The sequence below is a fragment of the Desulfopila sp. IMCC35006 genome, assembly GCF_005116645.1.
Classification (GTDB): domain Bacteria; phylum Desulfobacterota; class Desulfobulbia; order Desulfobulbales; family Desulfocapsaceae; genus Desulforhopalus_A.
This window is the reverse complement of the sequence record NZ_SWCM01000025.1, coordinates 1-21215: the sequence shown is the minus strand read 5'-3', so window position 1 is coordinate 21215 and position 21215 is coordinate 1. Positions and strand designations below refer to the sequence as shown.

At 44.0% G+C, this 21215-nt stretch carries 17 protein-coding genes, 1 pseudogene and 1 riboswitch; of the genes and pseudogenes, 14 read left to right on the top strand and 4 right to left on the bottom strand.

Annotation, left to right across the window (positions count from 1 at the left end):
• The first annotated feature begins 112 nt into the window (after nucleotides 1-112).
• Together FCL47_RS23455 and FCL47_RS23450 are read left to right on the top strand one after the other, a co-directional pair.
• Entirely contained in the window at nucleotides 113-364 is a 252-nt protein-coding gene (locus FCL47_RS23455; RefSeq protein ID WP_136816158.1) for a type II toxin-antitoxin system Phd/YefM family antitoxin, read from the top strand.
• On the top strand, nucleotides 361-615 hold the full coding sequence (locus FCL47_RS23450) for a Txe/YoeB family addiction module toxin (RefSeq protein WP_136816157.1): 255 nt from the start codon (nucleotides 361-363) through the stop codon (nucleotides 613-615). The genes FCL47_RS23455 and FCL47_RS23450 overlap by 4 nt, the downstream gene beginning before the upstream one ends.
• Nucleotides 616-707: 92 nt before the next feature.
• Here the strand turns inward: FCL47_RS23450 and FCL47_RS23445 are convergent, their stop codons facing one another.
• The 3 genes from FCL47_RS23445 to FCL47_RS23435 all read right to left on the bottom strand — a co-directional run bounded on the left by FCL47_RS23445 (nucleotide 708) and on the right by FCL47_RS23435 (nucleotide 4063).
• Nucleotides 708-971, bottom strand: a complete 264-nt coding sequence (locus tag FCL47_RS23445) for a Txe/YoeB family addiction module toxin (protein ID WP_136816156.1) — start codon at nucleotides 969-971, stop codon at nucleotides 708-710.
• Nucleotides 968-1210, bottom strand: coding sequence for a type II toxin-antitoxin system Phd/YefM family antitoxin (locus FCL47_RS23440; protein WP_136816155.1), 243 nt, complete (start codon nucleotides 1208-1210; stop codon nucleotides 968-970). The genes FCL47_RS23445 and FCL47_RS23440 overlap by 4 nt, the downstream gene beginning before the upstream one ends.
• A gap of 189 nt (nucleotides 1211-1399) precedes the next feature.
• Complete coding sequence (locus tag FCL47_RS23435) at nucleotides 1400-4063, bottom strand: glycosyltransferase family 2 protein (RefSeq protein WP_136816154.1); 2664 nt, start codon at nucleotides 4061-4063, stop codon at nucleotides 1400-1402.
• A gap of 302 nt (nucleotides 4064-4365) precedes the next feature.
• Here FCL47_RS23435 and FCL47_RS23430 point away from each other — a divergent pair, with 302 nt between their 5' ends.
• The 3 genes from FCL47_RS23430 to FCL47_RS23420 all read left to right on the top strand — a co-directional run bounded on the left by FCL47_RS23430 (nucleotide 4366) and on the right by FCL47_RS23420 (nucleotide 7675).
• A complete protein-coding gene (locus FCL47_RS23430) occupies nucleotides 4366-4911 on the top strand; it encodes a methyl-accepting chemotaxis protein (RefSeq protein WP_136816153.1) in 546 nt (181 codons plus the stop codon).
• 176 nt (nucleotides 4912-5087) lie between these two features.
• Entirely contained in the window at nucleotides 5088-5447 is a 360-nt protein-coding gene (locus FCL47_RS23425) for a fibronectin type III domain-containing protein (RefSeq protein ID WP_136816152.1), read from the top strand.
• A gap of 160 nt (nucleotides 5448-5607) precedes the next feature.
• Nucleotides 5608-5702: riboswitch (cyclic di-GMP riboswitch) on the top strand.
• An 11-nt stretch (nucleotides 5703-5713) separates the two neighbouring features.
• The gene (locus tag FCL47_RS23420; protein ID WP_136816151.1) at nucleotides 5714-7675 is read left to right on the top strand and encodes an Ig-like domain-containing protein; all 1962 of its coding nucleotides are present in this window, start codon (nucleotides 5714-5716) and stop codon (nucleotides 7673-7675) included.
• A 61-nt stretch (nucleotides 7676-7736) separates the two neighbouring features.
• Here FCL47_RS23420 and FCL47_RS23415 read toward each other — a convergent pair whose 3' ends face one another.
• Nucleotides 7737-10073 carry a tetratricopeptide repeat protein gene (locus FCL47_RS23415; protein WP_136816150.1) on the bottom strand — a complete coding sequence of 779 codons (2337 nt, stop codon included), beginning with the start codon at nucleotides 10071-10073 and terminating at the stop codon, nucleotides 7737-7739.
• 312 nt (nucleotides 10074-10385) lie between these two features.
• Here FCL47_RS23415 and FCL47_RS23410 point away from each other — a divergent pair, with 312 nt between their 5' ends.
• From FCL47_RS23410 to FCL47_RS23365, 9 genes and pseudogenes are all read left to right on the top strand, one after another.
• Complete coding sequence (locus FCL47_RS23410; RefSeq protein ID WP_136816149.1) at nucleotides 10386-11405, top strand: Gfo/Idh/MocA family protein; 1020 nt, start codon at nucleotides 10386-10388, stop codon at nucleotides 11403-11405.
• Nucleotides 11402-12448 carry a GNAT family N-acetyltransferase gene (locus tag FCL47_RS23405; protein ID WP_136816148.1) on the top strand — a complete coding sequence of 349 codons (1047 nt, stop codon included), beginning with the start codon at nucleotides 11402-11404 and terminating at the stop codon, nucleotides 12446-12448. The genes FCL47_RS23410 and FCL47_RS23405 overlap by 4 nt, the downstream gene beginning before the upstream one ends.
• A gap of 91 nt (nucleotides 12449-12539) precedes the next feature.
• Nucleotides 12540-13382 (top strand): hypothetical protein, encoded by an 843-nt coding sequence (locus FCL47_RS23400; protein WP_205747421.1) that lies wholly within the window; start codon nucleotides 12540-12542, stop codon nucleotides 13380-13382.
• A gap of 78 nt (nucleotides 13383-13460) precedes the next feature.
• Nucleotides 13461-14627 carry a glycosyltransferase family 4 protein gene (locus tag FCL47_RS23395; protein WP_167496618.1) on the top strand — a complete coding sequence of 389 codons (1167 nt, stop codon included), beginning with the start codon at nucleotides 13461-13463 and terminating at the stop codon, nucleotides 14625-14627.
• A gap of 74 nt (nucleotides 14628-14701) precedes the next feature.
• Nucleotides 14702-15565, top strand: a complete 864-nt coding sequence (locus tag FCL47_RS23390; protein WP_136816146.1) for a polysaccharide deacetylase family protein — start codon at nucleotides 14702-14704, stop codon at nucleotides 15563-15565.
• 226 nt (nucleotides 15566-15791) lie between these two features.
• Nucleotides 15792-16679 carry a glycosyltransferase family A protein gene (locus FCL47_RS23385; RefSeq protein WP_136816145.1) on the top strand — a complete coding sequence of 296 codons (888 nt, stop codon included), beginning with the start codon at nucleotides 15792-15794 and terminating at the stop codon, nucleotides 16677-16679.
• Between the two features lie 109 nt (nucleotides 16680-16788).
• Nucleotides 16789-18114: a polysaccharide pyruvyl transferase family protein gene (locus FCL47_RS23380; protein WP_136816144.1), complete on the top strand. Its 1326-nt coding sequence runs from the start codon at nucleotides 16789-16791 to the stop codon at nucleotides 18112-18114.
• Between the two features lie 648 nt (nucleotides 18115-18762).
• Nucleotides 18763-20112, top strand: coding sequence for an O-antigen ligase family protein (locus FCL47_RS23375; protein WP_136816143.1), 1350 nt, complete (start codon nucleotides 18763-18765; stop codon nucleotides 20110-20112).
• Between the two features lie 174 nt (nucleotides 20113-20286).
• Nucleotides 20287-21209 (top strand): annotated as a pseudogene (locus FCL47_RS23365) (IS4 family transposase).
• Nucleotides 21210-21215: the final 6 nt, after the last annotated feature.

Sequence of the window (21215 nt, the reverse complement as noted above, 5' to 3'; positions counted from 1 at the left end):
GCAAGTCATTCCTCTGGTTCCCAGGCGGCACTTAGGAACCAGAGGAATGACTTGTCATGCGTTTTGTTTTATTGTACAGTAAAGTGTACATGTTCATATAGGAGGCGAACAAATGGACACAATTACATACACCTCTGCCAGGGGTAACCTTGCAAAAATGATGAAGAAAGTTTGTGACGACCATTCTCCTGTTGTCATTACTCGAAAAACAGCTAAACCTGTCGTTATGATGTCCCTTGAAGATTATCAATCGCTTGAAGAGACAGCATATTTATTAAGAAGCCCTGAAAATGCTCGAAGGCTTCTTGAATCAATAGTTCAGCTTGAAAAGGGGAAAGGTTTTGAAAAGGAGTTGGCTGATTGAAACTCATATTTTCCGAAAACTCCTGGCAAGACTATCTATACTGGCAACGAACTGACAAAAAGATTTTAAAGCGCATCAACCTGCTAATCCGTGACATCCAAAGAGCCCCAAACGAAGGGATAGGTAAGCCTGAACCGCTTAAACATGGTCTCTCCGGATATTGGTCCCGCCGAATTACTGATGAGCATCGGATAGTTTACAAGACTGAAGAGGATTCAATATTAATCGCTCAGCTCCGTTACCATTATTAGTGCCTTAATAACCGTTCAATTGGTTCCATGTGCCCTATGCACGGCGGTCTGATCGTGGGCATATGGGGGGCTGGTGAACGTTTCATGAAATTTTATTCATAATGTGTCCACAACCTGATGACTTTAATAATTTTTTCTGTATTGTAGATCTGGTAAACAAGCCGGTGTTGCAGATTTATTCTTCGTGAATAAGCACCGGCCAGGTCTCCGACCAGTTTTTCATAAGGCGGGGGGTTTTGATAGGGATCTTCGGTTAAAATTTCCAGCAGCTTGAGAGCTTTTTGTTTTAACCCGGCTGCGGCCAGTCTTTTTGCGTCTTTTTGGGCTTGTTTTGTGTAGACTATTTTCCAAGTCACCAATCAAGCTCCTCTTCACATTCTGAAGGATCTTGCTCCAGTCCTCTCTTAATGGATTTTCTCATTCCGGGAACTGCAAGCAAATAAAGAGTCTCTGAAATAGAGTTCCAGTCTTCTTCTGATATTAAAACTGCATTTGACCTTTTACCCGTAATAACTATAGGTTGATGTGATGCGGCAGTTTCATCAATAAGACTGTATAATTTTGACCTTGCTTCTGTTGCGTTTATTATGTTCATAATATCACCTGCAATCGTTCACCGGAAAACCTGAAAATCCCATATCACCTCCAAGCTGTATGCGCTTTCATTAAACGTACGCTTTCACGATCGCCAAGTCAAGTTTCATTTCCAGCACATAACACGATGGTATCGAGTTTCCACCTGGTACCCATGTAGCACATGGGTACCAGGTGGAAGAAAAGCCTGTCAGGAGGGGGTACTATCGGTAGGTATCTCTTCGCTCAGTGCCGAGATCTCCGGCTCATCTGAAGAAGCTGTCTCCAGCGGGGCCGTGATGGTGCCGACAAGCTTGGTCGGCTGCGGGGCAAAGGCGCTGATAATCGACATGATCACCGCGGCGACATAGGGCAGCGCCTGTACCAGCAGGACAATCACCCATACCAGGATATCCGGGGTCTCGGAACCCTGTTGTTTGTAAATGCTGTATGCGGCAAGCAGGAGTGCGAGCCCGACCAGCCCTTCTTCCCGGGCCGATTGCAGGGCATGCCAGAACTTTCTGCCCTTGACTATTTTCGGCGTGCGGAAAAAGGGCAGACTCTTGGTCATAAAACCAAAGATGACCGCCTTGGCGATGGTATGGGACAATGACAGCCCGGCCAGGGCCGAGGCAATCGTCTGGGTCATTGTCGCCTTCACCCGGCTGCGGTAGATGTAAAACATCTTGGCTATTTTAAAGACAAAAAACGTCAGAGGCACCGACGACAGAATGATCAGCGGCGGGTCGAACTTGGCGGCATTATGGATCATGGCCGTCGACCAGCATAAGGCGGCCAGGGTAAAAATAAGATTTATGCTGTCGGCCAGCCATGGCAGCCAGCCGGCAATAAAATGGTAGCGCTGCCCGTATGTCAGACTGCTCCGGCCGCCTCGCCGCAGGGTGCGGCCATGGTGGCGCATAATCTGGATCGCCCCGTAGGCCCAGCGGTAGCGTTGTTTCTTGAAATCGATAAAGGTATCCGGCATCACGCCCTTGCCGTAGCTCTTGGAGATATACTGGGCTTCATAGCCTTTCTCAAAAATTTTCAGGCCCAGTTCCGCATCTTCGGTAATACACCATTCCGCCCAGCGGCCAACCTCTTCCAGCACCGATTTGCGCACCATCGTCATGGTCCCGTGCTGAATAATAGCGTTGCGCTCGTTCCGGGTGATCATGCCGATATAGAAAAAACCGCGATATTCGGCATAGCACATCGCCTTGAACAGGTTTTCGCCGTCATCGCTATAGTCCTGCGGGGCCTGGACAATTGCCACGGAGGGTATGGAGAACTGGGGAACCAGATCGCGCAGCCAGTTGGACGTCACCACATAATCGCTGTCGATAACCGCCACCACCTCGACCGCCGGATCGGTTTTCGCCAGGCAGTAATTCAGCGCCCCGGCCTTATAGCCGGCCAGCGGGTCTTCATGAAAAAATTTAAACCGCGGACCGAGCGATTTACAGTGCTGCTCCACCGGCTGCCAGACCTCGGGGTCCTTGGTGTTATTGTCCATGACAATAACTTCAAACCGGGGATAATCGAGGGCAGCCAGGGCATTGAGGGTCTCGATCATCATGTCCGGCGGCTCGTTATAGGCCGGGACATGCACCGAGACCATGGGCAGCATATCGTCCGGTACGTGGACAGGATCAAAGGCCCGCCGCGAGCCTTTGGACCAGATTGCCTCGGCCCATTCATGCGCCTCCGTCAGAACCACGATGACTACGCCGATCAGCCCCAAAAGCATCAGACCGCCGACAACAATAGCCGTAATAGTCAGGTACTGTCGGGAATAACTATAAATAATCCACACCGCCCCGGTTGCGGCAATAAAGGCAACGGACGCCAGAAAGCCGCGGCCGCCTTTTTTAAGGGTCTTGCTGTCGATCAGCAACAGGGCAAAGGTGATCAGGGCAATAGCGATGGAAATACCGCTCAGAAGACGCCACTCCGGGACCTCGACAATGGGCGAGGTAAAGGGGAACTTCGGTTGCCGTTGCACGTCATAGACGCCCCAATAGGAGCCAACCGCCCCTTCGGTAACTCTTTTCCAGGGTTGATCAAAGGCCTCCATAACGTAATAAATATAGCCGAGCTGCTCGGCCCGCTCGATAAAGCGGCGCAGAAAGGTCGCCTCATTGGCAGGGGAAGCGACAGCCTGGCGGCGAATCCTGCCGTTGCTGGGCCAGCCGACCTCGGCAATAACCACCGGTTTATCCGGGAAGGCATTTTCGAGCATAGCCATATGTTCGACGACAAAATCCACCGCACGATCGACATGGATACCCTCCCAATAGGGCAGCATATGGGTGCCGATGAAATCGACATGCTCGGTAAGGTCGGGGTTTTTAAGCCAGATATGCCATGGTTCCGCCGTGCTGACCGGTATATCCAGGGCATTTCTGACCCGATCCAGATACTCCTCAAGCTGTTTGACCGTTATTTCGTTGCGCAGCAGGACCTCATTGCCAACGATGACCCTGATAACATTCCGATAGTTCTCCTTGGCTAAACGAATGACCGTGTTAATCTGCTCCTCGTTCGCCTTCAGATCTTCGCTGATCCAGGCACCCAGCGTCACATTTATGCCATATTTCCGGGCAAGAACAGGGATCTTCGCCTGGCTGCCTTCCACCGTATAACTCCGCACCGCGTTGGTGGTGTCGGCGAGCAGTTTCAGGTCGGCCTCGATTTCCGCCTCGGTCGGCTGCTTTTTCTTCGTCGGATCGTGTCCGGCCTGCATTGGGGAAAAGGAAAACCCCTGGATACGGCTGGGCCAGGGCGGCTCCATCTCGGGCTGGTTCAACAGGCCCCAGAAGCTGATGGAAACTACAGCGATAGCAATAGAGATAAGAAAATTGGCTTTAGTCATGAATGATGAACTCGTAAAAACCTCAAGTTGAGATGGTTAAGGAAAAACTGGCGCACCTTACCCCAAATCCGGCAGCATGGGAATAATTTTCCCAAGCGCACTGCCACGCACGCCAAATGGTTAATCGCACGAATTATGGATAAAATCGCCGCAACAGATGCATTATCATATCCTATTCTTGCAATTTCAACAAATTTCGCGATATGGTTAATTTGCTCCATTTACAACAGCGCCTCTTTTCCATACAATGCACAATTGGCAGACTCGTAATAACCGAAAATTTGTGATGGTTAGGAACACTCATGGAAAATAAAAAAAATCGCCGAAGATTTTTCAGAAACAACAGCTTGCAAGCAAGAGAGATCCTCGGCTGTTTCCTGCTCATTGGGGGAGGCGGCTTGCTGTTTACGGTGCTGTTAGGACATTTACTGACACCGAGCTGGTATCTCAGCCTCTGCGGCGGGATGCTGATCATTGCCGGCTCCTTTCTCCTCTCGCACAAGATAACCGGCCCGATGTTTCGCTTTGAGTCGATCCTGGACCACATGCAGCAGGGGCACCTGGACAAAACTATCCACCTGCGCGAAAAGGATGCGGGACAAGAACTGGCGCAAAAAATCAACGCGTTCAACAGCCAGCTTTCCCGATCATTGCATGCTATCGGTCAAAACTCCAGGGCCCTTGATATCCTGATTGAACAGGTAGCCACACTCGATCTTCCCGAGGGAGAAAAGGAACGCCTGGCCAGCCTCTGCTGGTCCATGCAGGAGCATAACCGCAAGATCAGCAACAACTGCAATTATTACAGCCCCACTCCTCAAGACTCCGCGCCTACAGCATGGCACTAAACTTGCATTGATTAAAAACGAATTACAATATCAAATATTCTTATCAGTGGTCCATACACTGAGGAATTCCCCGACAACGGCAAAGCGATTTCCGAAAGAACGAGACGCAAACTTACCTGCCTCCATTTCCTAAAAGAGCAATAATGGGTGAGCGGGAGCATACCAAGAGGTAACCATTGGCACTTCACAAAATTTTTCAAACCCTTAATCTTTCCGTTTTTCTTTTGTTTTTTACCGCCATCTCAAGCCACGCAGCTGATGCAACCTTTAGCTGGACACCAAACACCGAATCCGTTTCCGGTTACAAAATCCATTACGGAACAAGCAGCCATAACTACACTTTCGTAGTTGACGCCGGTCTGCCGAAGGCGGTCAACGGCAGCATCGTTGCAACAGTATCAGGATTACAGGAAGGACAGACCTACTACTTCTCGGCAACTGCATATACGGCAACCGAAGAGAGCGATTACTCTGTCGAGGTTGTCTACACGGTGGGTACGCCGGCGCCGATAATCAAACGAATTATCTTAAAATAGAAGATAAAAAATAGGGGACGTCTCTGCGAGAAACGGGTGCAGAAGTGGTCCCTCGCAATAATCCCGCAACACACGATTTACGACATGGCATTAAACTTGCTATCAACCTGATATGCAATAATCCGAAACTTTAATAAGGATTTTTACCCACCGGGATATTTCCCGATAAAGGCAAAACGTTTCCCGAAAGGGCGTGACGCAAAACTAACCGGCCTAAGTATCTCACCTGAGATATACGGTAGCGGGGTCACCGAAAGAGACAACCCATGGCAACTTACCGAAAAACGCAACCCCCTATTTTTTCCATTATCCTCCTTTGCTTAACAACCGTTGCAGCACAGGCGGCTGACGCAACCTTCAGCTGGACGGCAAACTCTGAACCCGTTTCCGGTTACAAAATCCATTACGGAACAAGCAGTCACAATTACAATTTGGTGATTGATGTCGGCCTGCCGGCTGCGGTCAATGGCAATATCATCAAGACGGTACAGGGATTACAGGAAGGCAATACATACTATTTTGCAGCAACGGCCTACTCGGCAACCGAGGTGAGCGACTACTCCGCTGAGGTCGCCTACACGGTACCTGGTGGTACAACCACTCCCCCACTACCACCCATAGCCGGCGATATATCACTGCAGGGTAACGAAGACATGGTGTTGATTGGCCAGCTGAACGCCGACAGCTCCGAGGGTTCCAACTTGACATTCACGGTTGCTTCGCAGCCGGGCCATGGTTCGGTAACAGTAGACAAAGATACTGGTTCCTTTACCTATACCCCTGCACTCAATTACTCGGGCGACGACTCCTTTTCCTATACAGCCGACAACAGTGGAGGAACATCAAAAGCTGCTACCGTAGCCATTCATTTGAACCCGGCTAACGATCCCCCGGTTGCTGACAACACAAGCATTTTCATAAATGAAAACACTTCCTATTCCGGACAGCTCTCGGCAAGTGACGTTGAAGACAGCAACCTCTTTTACTCTTTGGTAGAGCAAGCTGGAAAAGGTACGGTGAGTATTACTCCAGACGGATCGTTTTCCTACATACCTCAGCCTAATTTTTACGGTACCGACTCTTTTACTTTCACGGTGAGCGATGGCAGAATTGCTTCAAATACAGCTCAGGTGGATATTACAATACAACATGTTAACATAGCCCCCGTCGTGCAAAATAACAGTTTTTCAGTCGATCAAGGTACTCCGTACAGCGGACAACTTATTGCCACCGATGCAAATGGGGATATCGTGCACTTTTCCATAACAACGGCCCCCGCAAAAGGTACTCTTCTTCTTGCCGACAATGGTGCCTTTACCTATACCCCGAACGGTGATGCTTCCGGTGCAGACCTGTTTACCTTTTTGGCAACAGACGGAACTGCTGCTTCCAACAGCGGTACCCTCACTATCCTCATAAATAAAACAACCAATGATCTTGCCTTCGAATTAGGCGAACTGCTGGTCACTTCAGATTGGCAACATGTCGATTTCAGCAATGAATATACATCGCCGGCGGTGATCGCCAAATTAAACACCATGAACGATGCTGAGGCAGGAATTGTGTCCATCCGCAAACTGACCAGCAAAGGTTTCGATATCCGGATCCGCAACTGGGATTACGTTGGTGGTTTTCATGCGGAAGAGACAGTCTCCTTTATGGCAATGGAACGGGGCCGCCATCAGATAGCTGATAAGGTTTATGCCGCCGCCGAATGCACCAACCTCTCAGGTCTCAACACCTTCAAACAAATAAAATTTGCCAATTCCTTTACCGGCCAACCGGTCGTTTTGGCATCGATTGTGACGGAAAATGAGGCCAATGCGGCAATCCTCCGGATCAAAAAAATAACTTCCAATAGCTCTTACATCACCATGCAGGAGCAGGAAAAAAACGATAGGAAACATGCTGAAGAAACAATATGCTACATTGCTATGGAAAAGTGGTCAGGCGTGGTGGATGGTCTTATGGTCGAGGCAGGAACAACCGAAAAGATCCTCACCGACAAAACATCGACAGTTTCGTTCAAGCAGCAATTCCCCACTATCCCCTTCATCCTGGCCGATATGCAGAGTGCCAATGGCATGGATACGGCAATAATCGGCATGAGCGATCTTTCCGTCACCGATACCGGGATGACAATCATGGAGGAACAGTCAGCGAATAGAGAAACACGTCATGTTGCCGAAATTGGCGGCTACATTGCCGTTACTCCATACAACCCGTAAGGATAATAATCCGTGGACACACTACTCTTTAATGATGTGTCCACGGATCAAGAAGCCTCTTTTACTTCTTCTGTAATTCGCTATACAGCTCCTCAGCTTTCTTGCGATCAGCAAATTCTACCTTGCGCTCAAGCAGTTTACCAAGAGTCTGCGTGGCTTCTTCTTTTTTACCATCCCCTTTTTGTGCTAACGCCAGATGATAGGTAAAAACCGGATCGTCCGGTTTGTGCTGCAGAGCAAATGCAAACTGAGACAGGGCCAGACTGTACGAACCTCGTTGATAATGCACCCAGCCAAGGGTATCAGCGATACTCGGATCATCGGGTAAGGCGCGTTTAGCATTCATGGCCAGCATCAGTGCCTTGCCGAGATCGCCATCGGGCTTTGAGGCAATCAACCAGGCTAGATTGTTAGCTGCCAGGATGTTTTTATCGTTAATTTGCAGGATATTTTTATATTGCTCGATAGCTTTGTCATTGCTCCCTTCGGCAACATACAATGCCGCAATACCCATGAGACCACCTGTCGATTTGGGATCTTTTTCAACCATTGCTTCATACTTTGCCATCGCTTCCTTGTTTTTCCCAAGTCGAGTCAGTAATTTTGCGGCGGCGAGCAGTGACTGGCTGTTGTCCGGGCTGAGTTCCTGGGCCTTGTCATAGGCGGCGAGCGCCTCCTCATCTTTTTTCTGCCTTTCCAAAAGTTCACCAAGCAGGATATAGAGACGAGAGTCCTTCGGCGCCTTGGCAATCTGCTGCCGGACAAAGGTTTCGGCACCTACATAGTCATCCTTGTAACGGAACCCAATAAGCAACGCCACGCTCTGAACATTACCTGGATCGATTTCCAGCAGTTCGGTCAGGAACTCCACCGCTTTTTCAGGTTCTTTGGCCCCGAGAGAAGCCAGGGCCAGATTCCCAAGAATGTCTTTATTGCCGGCAATCTGCCGATTCATATCGGTAAGGATGGTAACTGCCTGGTCATACTGTTTGGTGCCGATCAGGGCGCGCCCGAGGATAAGTGCCGCGGCTACATTCTTCTTATTGAGCTGGAGCGCGGTCGCCGCTTCATTTCTGGCATCTTCAAATGCACCCTTGGCCAGATAAAGTTCGGCCATAAAGGTATGATATTGGGGATTTTTCCCGTTTTTCTGAATTGCGGTGGCCACTGCCTGTTGCGCAAAATCAATCTCGCCTAGACGGTAATGGGCCAAACCAAGATAGAAAAAAGGCTCAGGAAGATTGGGGAAATCCTTATTCAATCCCTGTAAAATAACCATACTTTCCTTAGCCTTGCCTTCTTTCAACAAAAAACGAGCCTGGAGAAGTTGAGTTCCGCTATGCCCTGAATTCTTTGCCTCCATCTCCTTTAGAAGTGATTTGGCCTGGTCAAACTTGCCTCGATCAAAGTAATAGGTGGCAAGCGCCGCCGTCAGATCCGGGTTGTCTGGTATATCAGTCCGCGCCTTGATCAGAACTTTCTCGGCCTGATCATTTTTACCGCTTTGCTTGAGATAATCGGCGAGTTGCAACCGGAAGCGAAGGTCCTTCGGCTCAAGAGCAATAACTTTTTCCAGCTCTGCCTCAACTTTTTCTATCTCACCTGCCTTACCATAATAACTGGCCTGCAGGAGGTGGGCTCCGGCATCGTTCGGGAATTTCTTCGCAATTTCAGTCAACAACGTCTGGACTTTGTCTTTTTCCCCTCTCGTCTCATAGAAAAGTACCAGTGTTTGATAATTGGCAAAAGCAGCATCATCAATGGCAATGGCCTTCTGAAAAGCCTTCTCCGCCCCTTCCCATTGCTTTTGGGCGGCCAGGATGCGGCCTTTAAGATTTTGCAATTCGGCGGATTTATCAAGTTCCTCACCGATTTTTTCTAGTGCAGCCAGAGCCTGGTCATAATGGCCCTCGGAAAATTCAAGCTGAGCCAACAAGGCAAGAGCATCGCGGTATGTGGGATCCTTGGTGAGAATATGATCGAGTCGTTTGCGGCACTCTTCTTTTTTACCGGACATGAGATAAAAGAATGCCACTTTCAGACTTGCGTCCAGATTATCGGGAAGCAGTTCGGCCGCCCTGATCAACTCGTCAAAGGCTTTTTTCGGTTCACCCTCCTTCAAATATAGCAAACCCAGCTGGTATCGAGCCTCGCCGAACTTTGCATCCAGTTGAATGGCATTGCGCAACTCCAGGATTGCCGTTTTCGGGTCACCCTTTTTTATGTACTCAAGGGCATTGTTATAATACATCTTCTTGTCTTTTTCCGGCGAGGAGCAAGCGCTGAAAAGACCAGCACAGAGAATCAGAAGCAGGCAAAATTGCGTGAAGGTACTTATGCCCATCAGATGAGCACTAAAATGAGTCCGGCTTGCCGAGGTGTGTTGATTAATGACCATAACATTATTCCTTCAAGATTGAGCATACTTTGGTGGGAGACGAAACCGTCCTTCTCAATGCAATACATTACCTTGCTATTTGACCACTATAACAAAAGCACGCCGCATGCGGAAGAGCCATTTTAATCGGAATGAAATTGCAAGAGGGAAAAGAGCCACCGAAATAAAGACAATAAAAGAACAACAAAAATAATTTGTAGAGTTGTCTGATTTTGTGCTATAACAACAATCAGTAGTTAAAAAAAAATGCACTAATATGCTGAAATTCAATAGTATTTAATGAACACCTTGTTTTGAGGATAAGGAGAAGGAATGCTTAACATTGGTATTGTGGGTTGCGGTTACTGGGGCCCGAATCTCATTCGTAACTTTAACGCACTCAAGGAATGCCGGGTCAAGACAATCTGCGACATCGACAAAGACCGATTGGCACGCATGAAGAGTCTCTACCCTGGGTCGGAGACGGTCACCGATTTTGATGTCATTGTCAACGATCCGGAGATTCATGCCGTTGCCATTGCAACGCCGGTGCATATGCATTTCGAATTGGCAAAAAAAAGTCTGGAAGCAGGAAAACATATCCTCATTGAAAAGCCCATGGCTTCCTCAGTGGAAGAATGTGTACAGTTAAAAAAACTGGCTGAGAAGAACAAACTTACCCTGATGGTGGGCCATACCTTTCTCTACTCGCAAACGGTTCGGAAAATAAAAGAAATTATCAAAGCCGGTGATCTCGGCAGGATCCTCTACATCAGCGCCCGTCGTTTAAATCTTGGTTTATTTCAGAAAGATATCAATGTGGCATGGGATCTGGCGCCTCATGATATTTCCATTATCCTCAATATCATGGAATCAGAACCGGTATCGGTTAACTGCCAGGGCAAAGCCAATGTGCATGAGGGAATAGAAGATATAACCAACATGACCATTAATTTTCAGGACAAGGGCTTTGCTACTATTAAAAGCAGCTGGCTTGATCCCAACAAGATACGAGAGATGACTTTCGTAGGCAGCAAGAGAATGCTGGTCTATAATGATATCGAACCAAACGAGAAGGTTAAAATCTACGATAAGCGGGTAGAGACACCACCCCATTATGACACCTTCGGCGAATTCCAACACTCCTATCACTATGGCGACATGTATTCCCCCTATATCAAACAGGATGAACCATTAAAAATTGAGTGTCAGCACTTTCTCGACTGCATCAAGACCGGCGACACCCCTATATCAGGTGCAGAAGAAAGCCTGCGGGTGGTACAAATCCTCGAGGCTTCCTCTACGTCCCTGAAAAATGGCGGTAACAAGACAGAGATCAAAAAGATTCCTTGAGCGAAACCAGCACAGTCGAAATTATAAACCCGCTACAATGTACCGGATGGGATGAACTTTTACTAACAGAACCACATAGCACCTTTTTTCATTCCTCGCATTGGGCAAGGGTTTTATACGCCACCTATGGCTATAAACCCCTCTATTTTACGGTAAGAGACAATGGCAATATCTCAGCCCTCATTCCGTTGATGGAAATTGATAGTTTTCTGACCGGTAAGAGAGGTGTGTCTCTCCCATTCACCGATTTTTGTCAGCCCATTATCAGTGATACAATTAGGGCTGATAAAATTTGGGAGACTATCAGGGAGTATGGAGAAAAGGCTGGCTGGAAATATATTGAGATTCGAGGCGGAAATGGCTTAAGCAAAAATATTCCGCTCTCTTCCTGGTGTTATGGACACAGCATCTTTCTCTCTCAAGATACGCAAGACGTTTATAGTAATTTTCATGACAGTCACAAGAGGAATATCAAAAAGGCCCAAAAGCTCGGAGTAGAAGTAAGCGCAGGTGATTCGCTGGAGTTAATAAAAGAATTTTACCGATTGAATGTCATAACAAGAAAGAGGCATGGGCTTCCGCCACAACCTTTTTGGTTTTTTAAAAATATACATCAATTCGTCATTGAGCAAAAACATGGGCTCCTTTTGCTCGCCCGGCACCAGGGAAAAGTAGTTGCCGGTGCACTCTGCTTTCAGTTTGGTGATAAAGCAATATATAAGTACGCTGCATCAGATAAACGATTCCAGAATTTGAGAGCAAATAATCTGATTTTATGGAAAGCATTAGACTACTATTCTCAGCAGGGATTTTGCAGTTTTAATCTTGGCAGAACAGACAAGGGACATGAAGGATTAAGACAATTTAAGTCCGGCTGGGGTGCCAAAGAAACGACGATTAATTACTATCGATATTTTTTTCAACACCAAAGATCAACCACCACTGTACCCACTGTTGACGGCTATCACACAAATGTTTTTAAAAAATTACCTTTGCCAATATTGAAAATTATGGGCAAAATCTTCTACAAACATATCGGATGACTCATCTGTGATACACAAATCCTTTGTAGATTCTTTTTATAAAGTAAAGCCTTTTTTCCCGAGGAAACTGCAACTCTTTTTAAGAAGAAAGTTGGCATTCAATATACTTAAAAACTGTGCTGACAGATGGCCGATTGATGCCGGGAGTGCGAGACCTCCGGATAACTGGACAGGCTGGCCGGATAACAAGAAATTTGCGCTGGTTCTCACCCACGATGTCGATACCAGAAAGGGATTTGATAACGCCGCAGCGCTTATGAAGGTTGACCAGGAGATGGGATTTCGAGCAGCTTTTAACTTTGTTCCCGAGCGTGATTATTCCCCGTCGCCGGAGTTCAGGCAGCAGTTTGAAAGTAACGGTTTTGAAATAGGCGTGCATGACCTCAAGCATGATGGTAAACTTTTTAAATCTGCAGCGACTTTTACTGAAGGAGCGCAGCGAATCAACAGATATCTCAAAGAATGGGAAAGCAAAGGGTTTCGATCAGGTTCCATGCACTGTAATCTTGATTGGATACAACAATTACATATCGAATATGATGCCTCAACCTTTGACACCGATCCTTTTGAACCAAAACCGGAGAGCAGAAGAACAATCTTTCCTTTTTGGGTTGAGCCGAATGGTTTTGGTAATGCATTTATAGAATTGCCATATACCCTGCCGCAGGATTTCACCCTTTTTGTCCTGATGCAGGAAAAAAATATTGCCATCTGGAAAAAGAAATTGGATTGGATCGCTGAACAGGGTGGCATGGCGTTGGTTTTGACCCATCCCGATTATATGAACTTTGGTGAGGGGCTCCCTGGCCAGGAAGAGTATCCGGTACGTTTTTATACTGAGCTGTTGGAATACATCAAGTCGAAATATGAAGGGCAGTATTGGCATGTATTACCACGGGAAATAGCTTGTTTTATGCGAGAAAATATTGGTTAAACTGTGGTTCGCCAACTGAAGTTGGCAATTTGATTGCATGTTTTTCCCACACCTATAGAGAGCATTATGAGAGTATGTATGGTCGCCTATTCGTTTTACGAGATGGATAATCGCGTTAGACGATATGCGGAAACACTGGTAGAAAAGGGTTGGCATGTTGATGCAATAGCTCTGAACAGGGGTAAACAGAAAAAGAAAGAGATCATAAAAGGTGTTACCCTATATCGAATACAAGATCGTGAAATCAATGAAAGAGGGAAATTCTCCTATTTTTTTCGTATCGTAAAATTTTTACTGAAATCAACATTGTTTTTATCCCTGAGCTGCTTTAAAAAACCTTATGATTTGATTCATGTACACTCGGTACCTGATTTCGAGGTGTTTGCAGCATTGTTACCGAAAATTTTTGGGTCAAAAATCATACTGGATATTCATGATATAGTTCCGGAATTTTATGCAGAAAAATTTAGTGCCGGGAATAGTACATTTATATCGACAGCCCTCCTCTGGATGGAACGATTTTCATGTTTTTTCTCGAACCATGTCATCATCTCTAACGATATTTGGTATAAAAAGCTGGTACAAAGATCGGTTCGGCTTGACAAATGTACGGTTATACTCAATTACCCTGTCCCTTCCCTTTTCCACAAAAGAGACAATGCTCTGCACCCGCATCAACCTGAGTTCGTGATACTCTATCCCGGCACTTTCGCCTGGCATCAAGGCTTGGATATAGCAATTCAAGCCATTGCCCGCATAAAAAAAGCAAAGAATGTTTCACGAAAAATTCAGTTGCATCTATACGGTAAGGGTCCCGAGGAAGAAAACCTGAAAAAAATTGCTGAACACCTTGGGGTGACCGATGTAGTTTTATTTAAAGGGATGCTTTCCATCGAAGAGATGGCGGAACGGATGGCATACGCTGACCTTGGCTTAGTGCCTAAGCGGGATGGCAGTTTCGGTGGCCAAGCGTTCAGCACCAAAATTCTTGAATTTATGGCCCTCGGTGTACCGCAGATAGTATCGAAAACCACCATTGACCAATATTATTTTAATGATGATTTGGTGGAATTTTTCACGCCGGAAGATGTGCAGGAGTTAAGTGAAAAGATTATGGGTCTGGCTGACGATGAAACCCGAAGAAATGAGCTTATCAAGAATGGATTGGAATATATTGAAAAGAATAACTGGAATGTCAAACAAAATGAGTATTTGACAATTGTAAAATCGCTCGCAGGGGAATAAATACGTTCTCTCGTGAAATTGCCTCTTTTTTACTACAGCCTGGAGCGTAGTTGATTGGGTGGATCCATAGTTATATGAAAATGCCCCGTATTGATCGTCTGTTAACATTATATTTTTTTCACCCCTTCAAGAGATTTATTAAAAATTGGCAGGGGCTAAGAATTCCAATACTTATGTACCACAGCATATCCAATGGAGATGAAAGTGGTGTTCACCCGTACTATCGAGTGAACACCTCACCTGAAGTATTTGAACAACATATGGAGTATTTGTATTCAAAAGGATATTCCGTTGTCGGGCTTGATTCGTTGCCGCTTCTATTTCAGGAAGAAAAGAACAAAACTTTAAACCAATCAAGAAGATATGTGGTAATTACATTCGACGATGGATTTCGCGATTTTTATTTACAAGCATTCCCTGTATTAAAGAAATATAGATTCACTGCAACAGTTTTTCTTGTTACAGAGGCTATAGGAATTGGAAGTGAAAAATTTAAGGATAAAGAATTTTTGAAATGGTCTGAAGTGAGAGCTCTTTCCAATGAAGGGATATGTTTTGGCTCGCATACTGCCACCCATCCTCAGTTAAAATTACTAGATAATGAGCGAGTCAGGAAAGAGATAAAATATTCAACTAAAGAAATTGAGAATCAACTTGGTAAATCACCTAATTCATTTTCATACCCTTACAAGTTTCCTGAAAACGATGAAGTATTTACTAGTTTTTTGGAAGGTCTTCTTATAGAAAACCATTTTAAATTTGGTGTGAGTACCCGCTTGGGATCTACCTCTTTAAAGGATGCAAGATATTACATGAAGCGTATACCAATAAATTCGGATGATGACATCAATTTATTCAAAGCTAAAATAGATGGCGGATACGATTGGCTTTATATGCCTCAGTATCTTTTCAAGATAGTTAGACAAAGGTTAAGTTAAAACTACATGGTTTATGAGGTTACTCTATGTCACTACAGGCGGAATAAACACATCTAGAACAATTAGTACGAGTTGGGTTCGGAGTATCTGTTTCTATTCGTCGTGTACGGCAGTTTCGGAATCAAATTCGGAATGAGGTTACACAACAAACTGCGGAACATTCAGCAGTGCAAAATCAGAAACAGAAAAAACGCCGTAATGCGAATTAACTTGCTTAGGATCAAAAATGAAAACCTATGTTCTTATTACACCAGTTCGAAATGAGGAAGAATATATCGGGCAGTTAATTGACTCAGTATTAAGGCAAAGCATTTTGCCCATGAAATGGGTAATTGTAAGCGATGGATCAACTGATGACACAGAACGTATTGTCATCTTGAAAACAAAACAACATCCTTTTGTTCAGTTGGTTCGACTTGAAAAAAAATCGAAACGTAGTTTTGGATCTAAAGCCTTAGCGTTTAGAAAAGGTTATAATGTAGTTCAAAATTTGGATTACGATTACATTGGCAACTTGGATGGTGATGTTACTTTTGAAACTAATTACTATGAGAGAATGATTGAAGAAATGGGTCGTAATCCACAATTAGGCGTTGCAAGTGGTGTCTGCTTGGACAAGACAGATTATGGCTTTAAACGGACCTTGTCCAGCTTAAACCATGCCGTTGGTGCTGTACAGTTTTGGAGAAGAAGCTGTTTTGAGGCTATTGAAGGGTATCAACCAACAACTGTTGGTGGTGTTGATTCATTAGCGGAACTGAATGCCCGAATGAGAGGCTGGGAGACCAGATCTTTTGCAGATCTACCTGTTTATCACCATAAACCAGTGGACACAGCAAATGCTCGCACGGGAATACATATTGCCTATCGTGCAGGCATGACTGAATACCATATTGGAACGTACCCTCTTTTTGCTGTACTTAAGGCATTCAGGCGTTGGCAGCAATCTCCTCGAATAATTAGCGCCTTTATACGCTTATTTGCTTATGGGAAATTATGGGTCACCAGGGCCCCTCGAGATGCAACAGTAGAACTTGAGTCCTACCTCAAAAAAGAACAATTAGCTTCAATTAAACGAGTATTACAAGGTAAAATAAAGGCAATTTTTCCTTGAATTCCTGACCATTAATTTTTTTTTAGGTTTTTCAAATTGTTGCAAGAGTAGGCACAAATTGTTATGGCACTATGTACAGTTAAAACAGTATGGAAGGGATGGTCTAAAAGTGGATTTAAATTCTCGAAACCGGCTTATTTTAAAAAAAGACGATGAAATAACTATTTGTTTATTAGGAGCTGGTTTTACCACTGGCAATATGGGGGTGGCCGCACTTGCTAGTGGGACGATTGCCGCCATCTATAATAGCTTTCCTAATGCAAAAATTTATATTGTTGATTTTAGTAGAGAACCCGCCGAATATAAAGTCCCGCATCCTGCTGGTGAAAGTATCGTAAAACTCGTTAACTTACGTTTCACAAAAAAAATATTATTGCAAAATAGTATTGTTCGACTTCTTGTAATATCACTATTCGCTTTATGCATCCCAGGCAAAAATAAACGGGTGCGATTTCTTAAACGAAACCCATTTTTAAAAAATATTATCGACGCCACTTGGGTTGTATCGATGGCAGGAGGAGACAGTTTTAGTGACATCTACGGCTTTAGGCGGCTTTTGTATATTACCTTACCCCAATTATTAACAATGTTATTGCGGCGACCTCTAATACAGTTGCCCCAAACCTATGGCCCATTTAATATGGGCATTTCTAAAATAATAGCAAAATTCGTATTAAATCGATCGCATCAAATTTATGCACGAGACCAAGAAAGTCTATTACTTGTCCAAGACTTAACTAGGGGGAAAGCTCGGCATCCTGGAAATATTTCGTTTGACATGGGCTTTTCACTTCCCCCTGTTCCACCTGTCGATGAGATTATGCGATATCTCAATGGCCTGAAAACAAAAGGTAAGTTGATTGGCCTAAATGTCAGTGGTCTCCTTTATATGGGAGGATATACGAAACAAAATATGTTTGGACTGAAATCCGATTACATTACAGTTATTCACCAATTGATTAAATACTTTATGAATCAAGATGGTGTACACTTGCTACTCATACCTCATGTTTACGGTAAAGGGGAAAAATCCGAGGGTGATTCAATTGCCATTGAGAAATTATATAATGAATTTAATCAAGAATTTAATGGAAGGCTCCATCGTTTCGAAATTTCTTTTAATCATCACCAGCTGAAAGGTATCATAGGACAGTGTGATTTCTTTTTAGGGTCTCGTATGCATGCCTGTATCGCTGCGATTTCACAAAATGTACCAACGATTGGTCTTGCTTATAGCCGTAAGTTTATAGGGGTATTCCAAACGATTGATGAGTCATTGCCGGTGGCTGATCTTCGCTTACTTGAATGTGATCAAATTATAAAAATCATAGATCAGCATTTTTTAAATCGTCAGATTTTGCAAGAAAAGCTACAGGCAACGATGCCAGCCGTGATTCAGTCAGTTCTGAATTTTTTTGAAAAGGTTGTTAGGTAAATGTGAAGATTGAAAGTGAATCTATTAGTTCGACTACAATCTATGCAGCAAAGAACGTGTTTACGAAAATCAAATTATTTATCTGAACATCCCTCGATATTCCTCAGCAAGATTCGACCAAAGCTGTGGAAGAGGCAGTGTAACTACTGCATGATCAATATTGAGTTAACCCTGACACCCATGCTGAAAGGATCATTAAATCGAAACAGTGCTGTCTTACACTTGCCTCCGCAAAACTACTTCTGATTACTCCTGAAAAAACTCAGCTTGTGAAAAAAAATGAGGAGATGACATGGTAAAGAATTCGGTTCAGTTTCAAAAAGGGTACAGCCTGCCTAAATTCCTAAGAGCATATGGCTCTGAAGAAAATTGCCGGGAAAAGTTGTTTAAGTATCAATGGCCCAGTGGTTATGCGTGTCCAAAATCCCCCAGTGTCAGGGCACACTCACATCCTTTAGGATCTGACTTGTGGCGATTTATTTAGGCTTATCGCTTATTATGAGCTGTCCGCCATGAGGAGGCCTCCTCTTTTTACTAATACATTCAAATAACACTGGGATCTTATGACACACCAAGGGTATCACACAGTGACTACCCTATGATTTTTTGGTTTTACTGAATTTCAGGAGTAATAAGAAAGACTTTTTGATGAATTATTTTGTAATAACAATCGTTTCAATACTACTATTTGCTGTTGCGAACAAAAATTACGCAAAAGGCATGGCTTTTGCCACTTTTTTCCTTGTGTCCTTGCCTCATTGCATAAGAATTGAATTACCAGGTGTATTGCCAGAGATGACAATTCATCGGATAGTTATATTGATTTTATTTTCTATCGCAATACAAAAAAATATTTTAAGAAAGATCCAATTAAACACTCCCTTTTTTCGTTTAATAATTCTTATATTTTTTTCCAATTTGTTATCGGGGATTTTTTCGATCGACCCAGGGTTAAGTATTAAAGATCTGTTAGCTACTTTTTTCGAAAATTTTCTATTATTTATCATAATTATTAATACGATACATAATAAATCTGATATCATTAACATTTTGATTTCGGCTTCGCTTGGCCTTGGGGCCGTTGCACTGCTCACATTTTTTGAATACTATGAAGGTGTGAATTATGTGACCTTATTATTTCCTGCACATGCTGCTATTGACAGAACAGGCGCGGTTATTGGCAGCTTTCAGCATCAGATTCATTTAGGCTATATAATGGCGATGATTTTTCCGGTATCGTTTCTATTAATTTTAAATTCAAAGAAACAAAGTGAAAAATTTCTTTTTTTCCTGCTAACAACACTTCAAATTTGTTCATGCTATTTTTCTTTCAGTCGTGGCCCATGGGGACTGGCTATTTTAACTGGTTTTATTCTACTTTTTCTGAGTGACAAGCAAACCAAGAAGAGGCTACTTGCATTAGGACTTATCCTATCATTTGCTCTAGTTTTCAATCCAGGTGTAAGAACTACCATTGTCGAATACTTGAATACTGTATTGCCTCACGAAGGAAAAGAAGACGCTTCTGCCGAATATCGAATTATTTTATGGAAAGTAGCTTTCGCAAAAACAAATGAATCTTCCGAAAGGTTTCTCTTAGGATACGGTGGTCAATCGACTTCCTTAATGGATATCTCGAGTTATTTTGAAAAAGAACGTGGTGGGCAAGTGATGAGTCAAGGTTTTTCTAGTTGGGATAGTGCCTGGGCTTCACACCTGGTACAATACGGCTGGGTTGGATTATCATTAGAGCTAATTTTACATCTTTCAATATACAAAACATTATTGGAGGCAATTAAAAAATCTAGAGAGACAAAGGAAGGACCTCTAGTTGTGGGGGTACTGACCGGATGTTTAGTTTTTAGTCTTGGAATGCTTACTGTTTCAATGTTTAGTCCCCAATTGAAATATCTTTTTTGGGCATTAGTATCAAGCGGGATTATTTTAGGCTCAAATGATAAGATCCGATTACGACCAATCCTCAGCAAGTTTAATTGACTCTTCGGAATCGGAGGTGCATTGACTGCAAAAGTTATCAAAGTAGGAACCTTCGTTTAAGATCACTGCTGTCTCATAACTATGTGAAGAATATCAAATAAATGCAGGCCCGGAGAGCTCTTTGTGTTATATTGAAATTGCGAAATAACACATAATCACAAGGAGATCCGAGCCATGGCGCATTCTAACACAATACTCAGTCAAATCGCTGCATTTTTCCCGAGACATGATTTTGAGAAATTAGCAAAAAGCCATCACACAGGACAAAATTCAGGTCATTTAGTCGTTGGAGTCAGTTTCTTGCTATGACAATTGCGCAGCTATCCGGAAGAAAAAGTCTTCGGGATATTACCACAAACATCAAAGCTCAGGGGCATCGTATCTACCATCTGGGTATGAGGAAAACCAGTAGAGCAACATTGGCTAGAGTAAATGATCAGCAGCCCTATCAAATGTACAAACGATTGTATTTCCAGGTTTTTAACAAATGTAAAGGATATGCTCCAAAACACAAATTCTCTTTCAAAGGAAAAGTCTACCTCCTTGATGCCACCACCATAGATTTATGCCTCAAGGTTTTTCCCTGGGCTGAATTCAGAAAGGCCAAAGGTGCAATTAAATTACACTTTGGTCTGGATGCTGACGGCTATTTACCAACCATCATGAACCTGAGTAGTGGCAAAAGCCACGAAATGCAATGGGCTCGAGCACTCACCCTACCTCCAGGGTCCTGTGTTGTCTTTGACAGAGGATACAACGACTACTCCTGGTATCAAACGCTGGCGAAAAAAAAGATTACGTTTGTCACTCGTTTAAAGCGAAATGCAGTTGTCGAACACCTCGGCAAATGGCGGAACAGTCAATGTGACAACGTCGAATCTGACAAAAGAATCAGGCTAAAAGGGATGACAACCAATCTCAGATTAGTCACGTATAAAGACCCAGAAACAGCTAAAATCTATCACTTTCTCACTAACCCATGTTTAACAAGATCAGTGCAAAACCCATCTTTTTTTGCTCCCTTGCGCAAAAAATATTCAATAATTTCAAATTCAGTTGTGTTAGGATTCAATTGTAGTGCCATAATTACTCTTTGAGCTATT

What these genes read in the sequence shown, in the direction of transcription:
- FCL47_RS23410 (WP_136816149.1), top strand. Translation starts at nt 10,386, where the DNA reads ATGCTTAACATTGGTATTGTGGGTTGCGGTTACTGGGGCCCGAATCTC.
- FCL47_RS23395 (WP_167496618.1), top strand. Translation starts at nt 13,461, where the DNA reads ATGGTCGCCTATTCGTTTTACGAGATGGATAATCGCGTTAGACGATAT.
- FCL47_RS23375 (WP_136816143.1), top strand. Translation starts at nt 18,763, where the DNA reads ATGAATTATTTTGTAATAACAATCGTTTCAATACTACTATTTGCTGTT.
- FCL47_RS23415 (WP_136816150.1), bottom strand. Translation starts at nt 10,073, where the DNA reads ATGGTCATTAATCAACACACCTCGGCAAGCCGGACTCATTTTAGTGCT.
- FCL47_RS23430 (WP_136816153.1), top strand. Translation starts at nt 4,366, where the DNA reads ATGGAAAATAAAAAAAATCGCCGAAGATTTTTCAGAAACAACAGCTTG.
- FCL47_RS23435 (WP_136816154.1), bottom strand. Translation starts at nt 4,063, where the DNA reads ATGACTAAAGCCAATTTTCTTATCTCTATTGCTATCGCTGTAGTTTCC.
- FCL47_RS23390 (WP_136816146.1), top strand. Translation starts at nt 14,702, where the DNA reads ATGAAAATGCCCCGTATTGATCGTCTGTTAACATTATATTTTTTTCAC.
- FCL47_RS23455 (WP_136816158.1), top strand. Translation starts at nt 113, where the DNA reads ATGGACACAATTACATACACCTCTGCCAGGGGTAACCTTGCAAAAATG.
- FCL47_RS23385 (WP_136816145.1), top strand. Translation starts at nt 15,792, where the DNA reads ATGAAAACCTATGTTCTTATTACACCAGTTCGAAATGAGGAAGAATAT.
- FCL47_RS23420 (WP_136816151.1), top strand. Translation starts at nt 5,714, where the DNA reads ATGGCAACTTACCGAAAAACGCAACCCCCTATTTTTTCCATTATCCTC.
- FCL47_RS23440 (WP_136816155.1), bottom strand. Translation starts at nt 1,210, where the DNA reads ATGAACATAATAAACGCAACAGAAGCAAGGTCAAAATTATACAGTCTT.